The sequence below is a fragment of the Tabrizicola sp. genome, assembly GCF_030694085.1.
GTDB lineage: Bacteria > Pseudomonadota > Alphaproteobacteria > Rhodobacterales > Rhodobacteraceae > Tabrizicola.
The window spans coordinates 119967-135108 of the sequence record NZ_JAUXZE010000056.1; the positions used below are offsets into that span (position 1 = coordinate 119967).

Annotated in this window: 12 protein-coding genes; 6 read left to right on the forward strand and 6 right to left on the reverse strand. The window is 66.2% G+C overall.

What is annotated here, in order from left to right; translation table 11 throughout:
• Window positions 1-61 precede the first annotated feature (61 nt).
• Window positions 62-1957: a cation-translocating P-type ATPase gene (locus Q8M85_RS14175; protein WP_305545751.1), complete on the forward strand. Its 1896-nt coding sequence runs from the start codon at window positions 62-64 to the stop codon at window positions 1955-1957.
• On the opposite strand, the gene Q8M85_RS14180 is transcribed toward Q8M85_RS14175, so the two are convergent.
• The 3 genes from Q8M85_RS14180 to pyrC form a co-directional block, all read right to left on the reverse strand.
• Entirely contained in the window at window positions 1954-3477 is a 1524-nt protein-coding gene (locus tag Q8M85_RS14180) for a replicative DNA helicase (RefSeq protein WP_371135256.1), read from the reverse strand. The two genes, Q8M85_RS14175 and Q8M85_RS14180, sit on opposite strands and share 4 nt — an antisense overlap.
• 213 nt (window positions 3478-3690) lie before the next feature.
• Window positions 3691-4368, reverse strand: coding sequence for an orotate phosphoribosyltransferase (locus Q8M85_RS14185; RefSeq protein WP_305545753.1), 678 nt, complete (start codon window positions 4366-4368; stop codon window positions 3691-3693).
• 93 nt (window positions 4369-4461) lie between these two features.
• Window positions 4462-5502: a dihydroorotase gene (pyrC, locus tag Q8M85_RS14190; RefSeq protein WP_305545755.1), complete on the reverse strand. Its 1041-nt coding sequence runs from the start codon at window positions 5500-5502 to the stop codon at window positions 4462-4464.
• 88 nt (window positions 5503-5590) lie between these two features.
• Here pyrC and Q8M85_RS14195 point away from each other — a divergent pair, with 88 nt between their 5' ends.
• On the forward strand, window positions 5591-5986 hold the full coding sequence (locus Q8M85_RS14195) for a lysozyme inhibitor LprI family protein (RefSeq protein WP_305545757.1): 396 nt from the start codon (window positions 5591-5593) through the stop codon (window positions 5984-5986).
• Here the strand turns inward: Q8M85_RS14195 and Q8M85_RS14200 are convergent, their stop codons facing one another.
• From Q8M85_RS14200 to Q8M85_RS14210, 3 genes are all read right to left on the reverse strand, one after another.
• On the reverse strand, window positions 5987-6904 hold the full coding sequence (locus Q8M85_RS14200; RefSeq protein WP_305545759.1) for a phosphoadenosine phosphosulfate reductase: 918 nt from the start codon (window positions 6902-6904) through the stop codon (window positions 5987-5989).
• Window positions 6905-7067: 163 nt separating this feature from the next.
• Window positions 7068-8087 (reverse strand): glycosyltransferase family 2 protein, encoded by a 1020-nt coding sequence (locus tag Q8M85_RS14205; RefSeq protein WP_305545761.1) that lies wholly within the window; start codon window positions 8085-8087, stop codon window positions 7068-7070.
• 108 nt (window positions 8088-8195) lie between these two features.
• A complete protein-coding gene (locus Q8M85_RS14210) occupies window positions 8196-9428 on the reverse strand; it encodes an acyl-CoA dehydrogenase (RefSeq protein ID WP_305545763.1) in 1233 nt (410 codons plus the stop codon).
• A gap of 88 nt (window positions 9429-9516) precedes the next feature.
• Between Q8M85_RS14210 and Q8M85_RS14215 the strand changes: the two genes are divergently transcribed.
• The 4 genes from Q8M85_RS14215 to Q8M85_RS14230 all read left to right on the forward strand — a co-directional run bounded on the left by Q8M85_RS14215 (window position 9517) and on the right by Q8M85_RS14230 (window position 15075).
• Complete coding sequence (locus Q8M85_RS14215; RefSeq protein ID WP_371135257.1) at window positions 9517-10467, forward strand: LysR substrate-binding domain-containing protein; 951 nt, start codon at window positions 9517-9519, stop codon at window positions 10465-10467.
• Window positions 10464-11369 carry a MoxR family ATPase gene (locus Q8M85_RS14220; protein ID WP_305545765.1) on the forward strand — a complete coding sequence of 302 codons (906 nt, stop codon included), beginning with the start codon at window positions 10464-10466 and terminating at the stop codon, window positions 11367-11369. Before Q8M85_RS14215 ends, Q8M85_RS14220 begins: the two co-directional genes overlap by 4 nt.
• Before the next feature lie 70 nt (window positions 11370-11439).
• Window positions 11440-12693: a VWA domain-containing protein gene (locus tag Q8M85_RS14225; protein ID WP_305545767.1), complete on the forward strand. Its 1254-nt coding sequence runs from the start codon at window positions 11440-11442 to the stop codon at window positions 12691-12693.
• 147 nt (window positions 12694-12840) lie between these two features.
• Entirely contained in the window at window positions 12841-15075 is a 2235-nt protein-coding gene (locus tag Q8M85_RS14230) for an OmpA family protein (RefSeq protein ID WP_305545769.1), read from the forward strand.
• The last annotated feature ends 67 nt before the right edge of the window (window positions 15076-15142 follow it).

The following is a 15142-nucleotide window of genomic DNA, read 5'->3' on the forward strand; positions in this document are numbered from 1 at the left end:
GGGCAGGAGCTTGCCCTTTCCGGTGCGCTACGCGACGGTGGGCAGGATTAGGAGATCTCTGGTGTCCCAAGAACGCGCTGATCATGACGAGGATGCGGACCTCTATCTGACCATCCTGTGCTGGATCGGTCTTGGCATCGCGACGCTGGATGCCTTCCTGCAACCCTTGCCTGCGGGCCTGGTCTGGGGTGCGCTGGGGGTGTCCTTCCTGACCGGCGGCCTGCCGCCCCTGCGCACGGCGCTGGCCGAGCTTTGGCAGGATTACCGGCTGGACATCGATCTTCTGATGGTCGTGGCGGCCCTTGCGGCGGCGGCGGTGGGGGCAGCACTCGAGGGCGCGGTGCTGCTGGCACTGTTTTCGCTTTCGCAGACGCTGGAGCATCGGGCGATGGGCAAGGCCCGCCGCGCGGTCGAGGCGCTGATGCAGCTTCGCCCAGAGACCGCACTGCTGAAGGGGCCGGAAGGTGTGGTCGAGGTTCCGGTGGAAAACCTCGTTCCCGGTGACCGGGTGATCCTGCGCCCCGGCGCGCGGGTGCCGGTCGATGGGCGGGTTGCCGAAGGCTCGGGTCATCTGGACGAAAGCACGGTCACGGGGGAATCGGCCCCGGTGCGAAAGGCGGCTGGCGACCCGGTGCATGAGGCGACGGTGAACCTGGACGGCATCCTGACGGTCGAGGTGACCCGGGGGCTTGCCACCAGCACCGTCGCGCAGATGATCCGGCTGGTGACCGAGGCGCAGGCGATGAAGTCGCCGTCCGAGCGGTTTTCGGACTGGTTCGGCCAGCGCTATACCATCGCCGTGCTGGTGGGCTCGGTCCTGTCGTGGTTCGGTTTCCGCGCCGTGGGCTATGACGAGGGCGATGCGCTGTACAGATCGGCGACGCTACTTGTCGCGGCCAGCCCTTGCGCCGTGGTGATCTCGGTTCCCGCCGCGATCCTGTCAGCACTGTCGGCGGCAGCGCGGGGCGGGGTGCTGTTCAAGGGCGGGGCCGCGCTCGAGGGGCTGGCCGAGGTGAAGACCTTCGCCTTCGACAAGACCGGCACGCTGACCACTGGCCTTGCCTCGGTGACGAACGTCCTGACTCTGGAGGGTTCACAGGATGATTTTCTTGCCCTGACCGCCGGGCTTGAGGCCCAGTCTGAACACCCCATCGCCGGCGCCATCCGCCGCGAGGTGGCCGAGCGTGGGCTGATCCCGACCCCGGTCCAGGATGTCCGCTCCTATCCCAGCGAAGGGATCACCGGAACGGACGCGGAGGGTCTGCTCTGGGCCGGCAACGCGCGGATGCTGGCGCGGATGGGGGCGACGCTGCCGACCGAGATCGCGCAGCTGGCCGATGGGGCCGAGACGCTGATCCTGCTGGGTCGGGGGTCGCACATCCTTGGCGCTGTAACCGTGGCCGACGAACCCCGCACCACTGCGGCCGAGGCGCTGCGGGCCCTGAAGGCCGGAGGCAAGACGGACATCCTGATGATGACTGGCGACCGTGCGCCGGTTGCGACCCGGATCGGGGACCGGCTGGGCCTTGCCCCGGACGAAATCCACGCGGGTCTGCTGCCGGGCGACAAGGTCACGCTGGTCGATGCGGCAGCCAAGCGCGGCAAGGTCGCCTTTATCGGCGACGGGGTTAACGACGCCGCAGCTCTGGCCCGCGCCGATGTCGGCGTGGCGATGGGGGTCGCCGGCAGCGAGGTCGCGCTGCAGGCCGCCGATGTGGCGTTGATGGCCGATGACCTGCGCAAGCTTGCCGCCGCCCGTCGCCTGGCCCGCCGCACCATGCGGGTGATCCGGCAGAACCTGACCCTGGCCCTGGGCGCGATGGCCGTGCTGGTGACCGGGAGCCTGTTCTTCGAACTGCCACTGCCGCTGGCCGTTCTGGGCCACGAAGGCGGGACGCTTCTGGTCGTGCTGAACGGGCTCAGGCTCTTGGCCGACCCGATCCGCGCAAAAGGCTAAAAGCCTACATCCGGCCCGCCCGATCCCTGCCACGGCTTTGCAAGGTTGCCAAACCTGGTGAAGCGACCCTCGAACGACAGCTCCACCGAGCCGATCGGCCCGTGGCGCTGCTTGCCGATGATGACTTCGGCCTTGCCATGCACCGATTCCATGATCGCCTGCCATTGGGCCATCTTTTCCAGCTCGTGATCGCCGGGCTTTTCGCGTTCCTTGTAGTATTCGTCGCGGTAGACGAACATCACGACGTCGGCGTCCTGCTCGATCGACCCCGATTCCCGCAGGTCGGAAAGCTGCGGGCGCTTGTCTTCGCGGCTTTCCACGGCGCGGCTCAGCTGCGACAGGGCGATGACCGGGATGTTCAGCTCTTTCGCGATGGCCTTCAGGCCCTGGGTGATTTCGGAAACCTCCTGCACCCGGTTTTCCTTGGAGGAGCCCTTCAGAAGCTGCAGGTAGTCGATGATGAGGACATCCAGCCCATGCGTCCGTTTCAACCGCCGCGCCCGGGCCGCGACCTGGCTGATCGGCAGAGCCGGGGTGTCGTCAATGTAGAGGGGGCAAGCTTCAAGCGCCTTCGCGGCCTCGACGAAACGGCGGAACTCCTGCTCCGTCATGTCACCGCGGCGGATCTGTTCCGATGGCACCTCGGCCGCCTCGGACAGGATACGCGCCGCCAGCTGCTCGGCGCTCATTTCCAGAGAGAAAAACCCGACAACGCCCCCCTCGACCGAGCCTTCGCCGCCATCAGGCAGCCGACCGCGCTTGTGCGCCTTGGCGATGTTGAAGGCGATGTTGGTCGCCAGCGAGGTCTTGCCCATCGACGGACGCCCCGCAAGGATCAGCAAGTCCGAGGGGTGCAGCCCCCCCAGCTTCTTGTCCATGTCGATCAGGCCGGTGGAAATGCCCGCAAGGCCTCCGTCCCGCTGATAGGCCGCGTTCGCAACATTGACCGCGTCTGTTACCGCCTTGAGAAAGCTTTGAAATCCCCGCTCGGCGACGCCCTGCTCGCCCAGCTTGTAGAGCCGCTGTTCGGCTTCGATGATCTGGTCCTTGGGTTCAGAGGCCACCTCGACCTTGGCCGCCTGCGCCGCAATGTCCCGGCCCAGCTGGATCAACTCGCGCCGCACCGCCAGGTCATAGACCATCTGCGCATAGTCCCGCGCCGCATAGGCCGAGATAGCGGCCCCCGCCAGACGCACCAGGTAGGACGGCCCGCCCAGTTCCTTCAGGCCCTGGTCATCCTCCAGAAACGCCTTCAGCGTCACGGGCGAAGCAAGGGCGTTCTTCAGGATGCGCGCCGCCGCGACCTCGAAGATGCGCTGGTGGACCGGGTCGAAGAAATGCTCGGCCTTCACCAGCGATGAAATCCGGTCGAAGATCTCGTTGTTGGTCAGGATCGCGCCAAGAAGCTGCTGCTCGGCCTCGATGTTGTGCGGCAGCGCCTCGGTTTCGGACCCGGCTTGGGCTGCGCCCGGCATCAGCGGGCCAGGCCCCATCGCCCTGAGTGCGGTGATCTCTGTCATGTCTGCCCCTGCCGTCTTTTCTGCTTTTTGGTGTCCATCGCCTAGCATGTCCAGCGGTGGATTGGGTTGGGGGAAAGCTGTGCATAAGCCGCTTATCCACAAGATTGATCCTACCACATCTTGCCCCGCCGATGAAGCACGAACCTAGCCCTTGCTGTTCCAGCAGGCTTTAGTGGGCGGCTTTTGTGCGGGCGCGACGCGGGACGGCGGGAATCAGGCCTTGCGGGCGTCCTGCCAGGCGCGGGGGGCTTTCAGGAAGCTTTCCACCTCGGCCAGCGTGGCCGCATCGAAGGCCCCTTGCGCGCGCGCCTCGGCCAGCACGTCCCACCAGGTGCACAGGTGATGCAGCTTGACGCCATGCGCGCCAAGCTTGGCTTCGGTGTCGGGGAAGATGCCATAGTAGAAGATCACTGCCGTGTGGCCGCAGACAGCACCTGTCTCGCGGATCGCATCGACGAAGCTGAGTTTCGATCCCCCGTCTGTCGTCAGGTCCTCGACCAGAAGAACGCGCTGGCCTTCGGTCATCGCGCCCTCGATCCGGGCGTTGCGGCCGTAACCCTTGGGCTTCTTGCGGACGTAAGTCATTGGCAAGGCAAGCCGTTCGGCCACCAGCGCGGCAAAGGGAATGCCAGCAGTTTCGCCGCCCGCGATGTTGTCGAAGGCTTCGAACCCCGCTTCGCGCATCACGGTGACGGACAGAAAATCCATCAGCGTGGACCGGATGCGCGGGTAGCTGATCAGCTTGCGGCAGTCGATGTAGGTGGGACTGGGCAGGCCGGAGGCCAGCGTGAAGGGCGTCTCGGCGTTGAAATGCACCGCCTTGATCTCCAGAAGCGCGCGAGCCGTCAGGCGGGCGATTTCGTCCTTGGGGGGATAGGTCGAGGGGATCATGCGCGGGGTCCTTTCAGGCAAGGCTCGTCGTGCAACTTCGTCTTCTCCTCGCGGGTGCTACCCCACGAGTGACGCAGTCATCGAGGAGGCGGTTCAGGTCACGACGTGCCAGTGCACGGGAAAGCCAGGGTTGAAGACGGTGACGGGGCCGGGGTCGGCCTGGATCTTCTCGGGCCAGATGCAAGGCTCGGTCCGCTTCTCCAGGGTAAGGGTGCGTTCGTTCACCGGCAGGCCGTAGAAGGTCGGACCGTGGCGCGAGGCGAAGCCTTCCAGCCGGTCCAGCGCGCCCTCTTCCTCGAAGACATGCGCCAGAAGGGACATCGTGTTGGTCGCCGTGAAGCAGCCCGCACAGCCGCAGGCATGTTCCTTCAGCGCATCGACATGGGGTGCGCTGTCGGTCCCCAGGAAATACCGGGGTGAGCCGGAGGTTGCAGCGCGGCGCAGCGCCAGCCGGTGCTTTTCGCGCTTGGCCACGGGCAGGCAGTAGTAGTGCGGCTTGATCCCGCCAGCGAGGATATGGTTGCGGTTGATGATCAGGTGATGCGTCGTGATCGTCGCGGCCAGAGTGTCACTGCCCTCGGCCGCGTAGGCGACGCCTTCCTCGGTCGTGATGTGCTCCATGACGACGCGCAACTCGGGCAGGCTGCGGCGGAGGGGATCAAGAACCGTGTCGATGAAGACGGCCTCACGGTCGAAGATGTCGACCTCGGGGGTCGTGACCTCGCCGTGGGTGCAAAGCGGCAGGCCGATCCGCGCCATCGTCTCCAGAACCGGCATGACCATATTCAGGTCGCGCACCCCGCCGTGGGAATTCGTGGTGGCCCCCGCAGGATAAAGCTTCACCGCCTTCACAAGGCCGGAGGCGGCGGCGCGTTCAACATCCGTCGGGTCCGTGCTCTCGGTCAGGTACAGCGTCATCAGGGGCTCAAAGTCCATGCCTTGCGGCAGGGCGGCCATGATCTGCTGGTGATAAGCCTGGGCATCGTCCAGCGTCACCACGGGCGGCACCAGGTTGGGCATGATGATCGCGCGGGCGAAATGGCGGGCGGATTCCGGCAAGACGGCCCGCAGCATCGCGCCGTCGCGCAGGTGCAGGTGCCAGTCGTCGGGGCGGGGCAGGGTGATCGTTTGCATGGCCGCGCAGGTAACGTAATCCCGACCGCGTTTCCAGTGGCATCGCATGGCAGACTGCGACAGGATCGCACCAAAGATGGAGTTGCCGATGTTCCGCCCGTTTCTTGTCGCCGCCTGCCTGGCGCTTCCCGCCGTCGCGCAGGACGTCGATTGCGCCAATGCCATCACCCAGATGGAGTTGAACCAGTGTGCCTACGCGGATTGGGAAGCGGCCGATGCAGAGCTGAACTCGGCCTACAAACGGGCGATGACCCTCTTGCGGGGCTGGGACGACAATCTGCCGGAAGATGAACGGGGCGGGGCGGTCTTGCTGACGGAAGCGCAGCGGGCCTGGATCACGTTCCGCGACAATGCTTGCGCCGCGGAAGGCTACGGCATGAAGGGTGGCAGCGCCGAGCCGCTGGTCACCTACGGTTGCATGCGCCAATTGACCCAGGAACGTACCGCGCACCTGACCGCGCTCTTCGACGCCTATGCCGAGTGATCAGGGCTTCTCGCCGGTCAGTTCTTCCAGACGCCGGGCAAAGCGCGGTGCGTTGAGGCGCGAGGTCACCGACCGGCAGATCTTGATCTCGCGTTCCGGGTGGCCCGACAGCCGCGCCGCCGCCAGAACCGCGCGCAGGTAGCTGCTGTTCGACCGCCTCCCGCGCCAGAGCCACGAGAATCGCTCCGCCGACATCTTGCCTTCCATCGCCGCTTCCAGGATCCGGTCCAGAACCTTCATCTCGCGCAAGGTGTCCTCGGTCCCCTCGCCGGTATAGCGCGCGTGCAAGGGCTGGACCCAAGGCCGCTGGAAAAGCGCGGCATGCATCGCGTCCGGCTGGTGCAATGGATCATGGATCAGCCAGACCTTCGACGCACTTTCCGTCATGTCCGGCGCATATCCATACCGGCCGCGGAAGTTGATCCGCCGCGCAATCCGGTGGCGCTCATCCCAGCCCGCCAGACTTGGGTCCAGCGTCGCGCGGGGGGCAACAAGCACCAGTTCCGCCTGCGGCGCGGTGATCGAATAGGCCGCCGCCGCATAGCCCGCCGGTCCCGCACCATAGAAGACCACGCGGTCGAAATCCTCCAGGAACCCGTCATCGGCCAGCCGGTCGAAATATCGGAACACCGCCGGGTCGCGCCACCAGGTCTCGCCTTCGGCCAGGATGGTCAGCATCGACCAGCCGCGGTTCTGCGCCAGTGCGAAGTGTTCCGGCAGATGATCCTCGCGGTCGCGCAGGGACGCGGCGTCCTCGAAGGTCACCAGCAACTGCGGGCGTTCCTCGGCGAAGAAGGCGTAATGCTTGTCCCCCAACGGCAGGAAGTCGCCGTCGCCCTCGGCGATCTCCAGCATGGGGCGCTGCCAGTCGGGCGGCTGGACTTCGGTGGTCATCGGAAAACTATCGGTGCGTTGCATTTCGGGACTGCGGGTCTCGGACTCTGGCGACAGAATACGGCCACCACAAGGCCCTGCGGTGGAAACATTTGCCCCAGATACAGCCCAGACGCGCAAGGTGCGGCAACGATCCTGTGAGGCAACAACTTTGGGTTGCAAGCCAGCCTCAATCCACGCCCCAGAGCTATCCCAGATGCGGCTTCCAGATCGACTCGGCTTCGGCTTGCGCCAGAACACGCGTCGGCCCGGCCATCAGGACCTGCCCATAGAAGCTGCGCCAGGCATCTTCCCGCATCAGCGTGCGAAACCGCGCGTGCCGCCAGGCGACGGCTGCCTGATGCAGGGGTCCCAGCACCGGGTCTGCATGGAGCGCCTCCCGCAAGGTGTGGCTTTTCAGCCCCAGGATCGACCGGTCCTCGGTTTCGCAGAAGTTCCGCTCAACCCAGTAGCCCACGTCCAGTCCGCCGTCGGCATGGACCGCCCGGCCCCTGTCGCGCTTCAAGAGGAAGCTTTCCACCGCACCCAACGGGTAGTGGTTCAGCTGCACCAGTCCGTAATGATCGCGCCCGACGTCAGAAAAGATCCGCCCGCGGTGGAAGACCGCCGGCAAGACCCGGCCCGAGCCGTCAAACCACCGCTGCCCGGCCAGCCGCGCGGCCATCGGCGCACCTGGACGATGCACGCCAAGCTTTCCGTAGCTGCCGTCGTTCTTCACCAGGGTCTTGAACAGCAGGCCCCGCCAGGGCCAGTGCAGGACCGACGGCGCCGCGCGGGTGAAGGTCTCGGTCACCGGCGCGTCCCGATATTCGACGACGCCCGCATTGCCGAACAGCCGCCAGGTCAACGTGATCGCCGTTGCTTCGGGCAGGGCCGACAGCAGGCCCGGAATTGTCCGGTCGCCGACATGCACATTGACAAACTCGTCAATGTCCAAAGGCAGCAGCCAGTCCGACCCCAAGGCCAGCGGATGCCGGTCAGCTTGCTTCAGCGCCGCCCACTGCGGCCCCACGTCATGCGGGCCCGGATTGTGGACATGGGTCAGCCAGCCCAGGCCCTCCAGCCGGTCCAGCAGTGCATCGGTGCCATCGTCGCACTCGTTGGAGAAGACCAGAAAATCCGTGACGCCACAGGCCCGGTGATGCGCCAGCCACTCCAGAAGGTACGCGCCCTCGTTGCGCACGCAAAGGATGGCCGTGATCTTCACCCCGCCCGTCCTTTCATCTTTGCAAGAAATATCCCCGCCGGAGGCATCCGACCTCTCCACCCGTGCTGCGCCAGAAGGCCTAGCACGGACAGCAAAGCCCGGCCAACCTCAGAAGAACGCCTGCAGCCCGGTGATCGCACGGCCCAGGATCAGCGCGTGAACGTCATGCGTGCCCTCGTAGGTGTTCACCGTCTCCAGGTTCACCATATGGCGCATGACCTGGAAGTCCTCCGATATCCCGTTCCCGCCATGCATGTCGCGGGCCCAGCGGGCCGCGTCCAGCGCCTTGCCGCAGTTGTTGCGCTTGACGATGGAAATCATCTCCGGCGCGGCGTTCGCCTCGTCCAGCAGTCGTCCCACGCGCAAGCTGGCCTGCAGGCCCAGCGAAATCTCGGTCATCATGTTGGCCAGCTTCAGCTGGAACAGCTGCGTCCCGGCGATGGGTTTGCCGAACTGCTTGCGGTCCAATCCGTACTGGCGTGCCGCGTGCATGCAGAACTCGGCCGAGCCCAGGACGCCCCAGCTGATCCCGTAGCGCGCGCGGTTCAGGCAGCCGAACGGCCCTTTCAGCCCTTCCACGAACGGAAGCAGCGCGTCCTCACCCACCTCGACGTCCTTCATCACGATCTCGCCGGTGATCGACGCCCGCAGCGACAGCTTGCCGCCGACCTTGGGTGCCGACAGGCCCTTCATGCCCCTTTCCAGCACAAAGCCCTTGATCTTGCCGCCATGCGCCTCGGACTTGGCCCAGACCACGAAGACATCGGCGATAGGAGCGTTCGAAATCCACATCTTCGCGCCGTTCAGCACGTAGCCATTCGCGGTCTTCTTCGCGGTGGTCTTCATCCCCGCCGGGTCCGACCCCGCATCGGGTTCGGTCAGCCCGAAACAGCCGATCCACTCGCCCGAGGCGAGCTTCGGCAGATACTTCTGCCGCTGGTCCTCGGTCCCGTAGGCATAGATCGGATACATCACCAGGCTGGATTGCACCGACATCATCGAGCGGTACCCGGAATCAACCCGCTCGACCTCGCGCGCAACCAGACCATAGGCCACATAGGACGCCCCAAGCCCGCCGTATTCCTCGGGCACCGTCACACCCAGAAGGCCCATCTCGCCCATCTCGCGGAAGATCGACGGGTCGGTCGTCTCGTCCCGATAGGCCGCGATGACCCGCGGCTGCAACTTTGCTTGCGCATAGTCCCGCGCCGCATCGCGCAGCATCCGTTCTTCCTCGGTCAGTTGGTCGTCCAGACGGAACGGGTCTTCCCAATCGAACCGGCCCAGATCGGGCGCGTCCTTGGCTTTCAGCTTCGGCTGGGTGTGCAGGGTGTCGGGCATGGGAACCTCCATCTTTGTGCACATCATTGCAGAAAAGGGCAGGGCAGGCTATCGAAAGCCCTGCACGGGTTCATGAGGGAAACTCATAATGCTGCCGCGCCGCTACCTGCCGCCGATCCCGGCCCTGATGGCCTTGGAGGCGGTTGACCGCCTCGGGACCGCCTCTGCGGCGGCCGAGGAACTCAGCTTGACGCAGGGCGCCGTCAGCCGCGCCCTGCAGGGTCTTGAGGCGCAGCTTGGCGTCCAGCTTCTTGTCCGTGAACGTCAGCGCCTGCGCTTGACGTCGGCTGGCCGCGACTATGTGGCCGAGGTCCGCAGGGCCCTGAACCTGCTCGCCTCAGCCTCGTTGACACTCCGCGCGAACCCGACCGGAGGCGCGCTCAACCTGGCGATCCTGCCCGCCTTCGGGATGCACTGGCTCGCCCCCCGGCTAGCCCGCTTTGCGCATAGCCACCCCGAGGTCACCGTCAACCTCTCCACCCGCCTTCGCCCCTTCGACTTCACCGGCTCCACTTTCGATGCCGCAATCCACTACGGTCGACTGGATGGAGGCCGCCAGGACTGGCCTGGTGTCGCCTCCCTGAAACTCATGGACGAAGAGGTCATCGCCGTCGCTGCTCCTGGCTTCCCGGCGTTGGAAAGAGCTGCCGACATCCTGCGCCATCCGCTCCTGCAGCTTGAATCCCGCACCGGCGACTGGGGCCGCTGGCTGGCTCACCACGGCGACCCCGGCCAAAGGCCACCTGGCATGATGTTCGACCAGTTCGCCACCCTGACCCAGGGCGCGATCCACGGCATGGGGCTGGCCCTGATCCCCACCTTCCTTATCCAGCGCGAGCTGTCCGAGGGCCGCCTGATCCCCGTCTTCGGCCCGGCCATTCCCGCCCTTGGCTCCTATTACCTGGTCTGGCCCGGAAGCCTACCCGACCGCGCGCCGCTGCGCTCCCTACGACTATGGTTGCAGGCCGAAGCCGCCGATCCCGCCTTGACCCCCACCGGCCCTCCCGCCACTCTGCCGCCAAGACCGGAGGCCCCGTGACCACCATCCCGAAAGACATCGACGGCGTGGAAACCCTTTTGGCAGGCCAGGGCTACGTCGCCTCCCGCGCGCTTGCCACGGTGGTCTTCCTCTCCCTCAAACTCGGCCGCCCGCTGTTTCTGGAAGGCGAGGCCGGCACCGGCAAGACCGAGATCGCCAAGACCCTCGCCACCGCCCTGGGCCGCCGCCTGATCCGGCTCCAGTGTTACGAAGGCCTCGACGCCGCTTCCGCTGTCGCCGAATGGAACTTCGCCGCCCAGATGATCGCCATCCGCACGGCCGAGGGCACCTCGGACCGCGACCAGCTGAAGACCGAGCTCTTCACCGAAGAGTATCTCATCGAACGCCCGCTCCTCGCCGCCATGCGCCCGCAGCCAGGCGGCGCGCCCGTGCTGCTCATCGACGAGCTTGACCGCGCCGACGAACCCTTCGAGGCCTTCCTCCTCGAAGCCCTCTCCGATTTCCAGGTCACCATCCCGGAACTCGGCACGATCAAGGCCCCCGAGCCCCCCATCGTCATCCTCACCTCCAACCGCACGCGCGAGGTTCATGACGCCCTGAAACGCCGCTGCCTCTACCACTGGGTCGACTACCCCAGCTTTGAGCGCGAACTGGCGATCCTGAATTCCCGCGCCCCCGAGGCCCAGGCCAGCCTCAGCCGCGAAGTGGTCGCCTTCGTCCAGAAGCTGCGGCGCGAGGACCTGTTCAAACGCCCCGGCGTGGCCGAAACGATCGATTGGGCCAAATGCCTCCTCGCCCTCGACGTCATCGCGCTTTCCCCCGAAGTCATCTCCGACACCCTCGGCGCGATCCTGAAATACCAGGACGACATCCAGAAACTGCAGGGCTCCGAAGCCAAGCGCCTCCTCGACGAGGTCAAGCGCGAACTGGTTCCGGCATGACCTTTCATCTTTGCCCAAATATCCCACAGGGGGTCCGGGGGATGTGAAATCCCCCGGGATAAGCCACCCCATGCCGACCTATCCCGATCTCGACATCCCCGAAGACGGCAAACTTGCCCACAACATCGCCCATTTCGCCCGGGCGCTCAGGAAGGCGGGCCTTCCCGTCGGTCCCGGTCGCACACTGGACGCCGTGAACGCGGTGGCCGCCGCCGGTTTCGACCGGCGCGAGGATTTCTACTTCACCCTGCAAGCTGTCTTCGTGTCCCGCCCCGAAGAACGCGCGACCTTCGGCCAGGTCTTCAGGCTCTTCTGGCGCGACCCGCGGTACCTGGACCATATGATGTCGCTCCTGCTGCCCCAGGTCCACGGCGTACAAGAGGACCGCGCCGCCCAGGCCGCCGAGAAGCGTGCCGCCGAAGCCCTTCTCGACGGCCAGCTTCCTCCGCCGCCCGGGACCGACACCCCGGAAGGTGACCAGATCGAGATCGACGCCACCGCCACGATGTCCGCCGAAGAACGGCTGAAGACGCTCGACTTTGAACAGATGTCCGCCGCAGAAGTCATTGAGGCAAAGCGGATGCTGGCAAAGCTCTCGCTGCCGGTCCAGCCGCTCATGACCCGCCGCTCCGCCCCCTCCACCCTGACTGCCCGGATCGATGCCCGCCGTACGCTCCGCGAAGCGATGCGCCACGGCGGAGAAATCACCGCGCTCGCCCACAAGGCCCCCGTCACCCGCTGGCCGAACCTTGTCGTCCTGTGCGACATCTCCGGCTCGATGGCGGACTATTCCCGCATGGTCCTGCATTTCGTCCACGCCGTTGCCAACCGGAAAGGGCAGGGCTGGGCGCGCGTCCACGCCTTCACCTTCGGCACGCGCCTGACCAATATCACCCGCCACCTACGCGCCCGCGACGTGGATGCAGCCCTCAAGGCCGCCGGGTCCGAAGCGCAGGACTGGTCCGGCGGCACCCGTATCGGCCAGTCGCTGCACGCCTTCAACCGCGACTGGTCGCGCCGGGTGCTGGGGCAGGGGGCGGTTGTGCTTCTGATCACCGACGGCCTCGACCGCGACGACACGGCGCTGCTCACAAAGGAAACCGAACGCCTGCACCTGTCCTGCCGCCGCCTGATCTGGCTGAATCCGCTCTTGCGCTGGACCGGCTTTGCCCCCAAGGCTCAGGGGGTTCGAGCCATCCTGCCCCACGTCGACAGCTTTCGCGCCGGCCATTCCATCGCCTCCCTGGAAGCGCTTGGCCGCGCGATCTCGGAACCCTCGGACCACGGCGAACGCGACCGGCTCTTGGCAATGATCCGCACCTAGGCGGGTCCCCGCCGAAGGTTATGCCTTGGCAAGTCCGTGATATCGCATATCAGCAACCCATGCCCTTTGTTATGCGTATCAGGGCCATCGGGAACCGGATGAATTCATATCCGTTATTCCTGTGCCCATCAGAATGAGGACTGGTTCATGAGAAGACTTCTGGTATCCACGACGGCCCTTTCGGTGGCGATCAGCCCCCTGGGCACCATGCCTGGCTTTGCCCAGGTTCTGAACGAGGACGGCTCGGTCACCGGCAACGACGGCGCAGTGCTCTGCGTGCCGACCGCGGACATTGCCTGCGACCTCGACGCGATCATTGCGCAGATGGAGGCTGATGCCGCCGCCGCCGCCGCGGTAGAAGCCGAGGCTGCCGCCGCACTGGCCGCCGAAGAAGCTGCAGCCGCCGAGGCCGCCGCCCAGGCCGAGGCCGAGGCAACGGCGCAGGCCGATGCGGAAGCCGCCGCCGCCGCCGAGGCCGCCGCCGCAGCGGATTCTGAAGCACAGGTTCAGGCTCAGGCTGAAGCCGACGCTGCGGCTGCGGCCGCTGCCGCTCAGGCGGAAGTCGAAGCGCAAGCCCAGGCGGAAGCCGATGCTGCCGCCGCGCGCGCCGCCGAGGAACAAGCTGCCGCCGAAGCTGCCACCCAGGCCGCCGCCGAAGCGGAAGCCGCGGCTCAAGCTGCCGCCCAAGCCGCCGAGGAAGCCGCTGCTGCCGCGGCCGCCGCCGAGGAACCCGCGACCGTGGAAACGCCTGCGGAAGACCCGGTGATCGAGGAAGTGCCTGCCGTAGAACCGCCCGTTGAAGAACCACCCGTCGAAGAAACCGCTCCAGTCGAGGAAGTGGCACCGGCTGATGAGGCCGTAATCGAGGAAGCTCCCGCCGAGGAGGTTCCGGTCGAGGAAGTTCCGGTCGAGGAAGCCCCGGTCGTAGATCCGACCCTCGAAGAAGCCACGCCCGCTGAAGAACCCGCTGTCGAGGAAGCCACCGCCGAAGAGCCGGTGATCGAGGAAGTGCCCGCCGAAGACGCTGCCGACGAAGCGGCTGCTGCTGCTGCGGCACTGCAAGCAGCCGAGGCGGAACTGTCCATCACCGAGGGCGGCGAAATTGTGGACCCCGCCGCTGGCTTGAGGGTCGCCGAAACCGATCCGGCTGTCGAAGTCGAGCCGGTTGAAGCACCGCAGGTCACCGAATCCGAGGTTGAAAGTCTGACCAACCTGCTGACGGGTGACCCGACGGCCATCGACCCCTCGACACTTGCGGCTGCCGCACTGGTGACCGCTCCGACCGATGACGCCGCGACCGTCGACGCGACTGCGGTCGTCGAAGCGGACCCGGCCAATCTGGTGGCCGCGACGACCCAGACCATCACCGAGGAAACTGCCCGGACCTCGTCGGAAGAATTCGCTGCGGCCCCTACGGCTCTTGCCGACGGCAGGAAGAGCGGCTTTTCGGACCTGGAAAAGGCCGGTCTCCTGGTGCTTGGTGCTCTCGCCGTCGGCGCGATCATCAAGAACAACCGCGAGGCGGCTGCCAACACCGCTGTCTCGACGATGGGGCAGGGGGACAGCCGCGTCGTGTCGAACACCGGCGACCGGGTCATCGTGCTCCAGCCCGACGGGACCTACCGCGTGCTGAAGGACGACGACACCGTGATCCGTCGCCCCGGTTCGACCGTGCGGACCGAAACCTTCCGTGACGGCTCGACCCGGACCATCGTGCAACGCGCTGATGGCACGCAGGTGGTCACCATTCGCGACGCGACCGGCCGTGTCCTGCGCCGGGCGACCTATGACGACCTTGGCCGCGAAGTCATCCTGTTCGACGACTTGGCTGCAGAGGAAGTCGTGATCGTCCGCGACCTGCCGCGCCCGGAACGGCGGATCGTCATTTCGTCGAAAGACAACAACGCCGCACTGAAGCGCGAGCTTGCGGCGCTGGAAGCGGAGAAGGCCGGTCGGAAGTTCTCGCTCCGCCAGATCCGCGAGATCCCGGAAGTGCGGGCGCTGGCCGCGACGATCGACGTCGAACCGGTGACCTTCGCCTCCGGTTCGGCCGCGATCCCGGCGAGCGAGGCCCGTGACCTGGCCGACCTTGGGCGGGTGATGCAGCAGCTTCTGGACGAAAACCCGCGCGAGGTCTTCCTGATCGAAGGCCACACCGACGCGACCGGCAAGGCGGCGATGAACCTCGCCCTCTCTGACCGCCGCGCGGAATCGGTGGCGCTGGCCCTGACCGAATACTTCGACATCCCGCCGGAGAACATGGTCGTCCAGGGCTACGGCGAAACGGAACTCCTGATCGACACCCAGGCCAGCGAATCCCGCAACCGCCGGGTCGAGGTCCGGGTGATCACCCCGCTCCTGCGCACCGCCACCCGCGGCTAATCGCAGACCCATACCAAAGTCGCGCCGCGGGCACCCCCCGCGGCGCTTCATTTTGGTGGCATCCCCC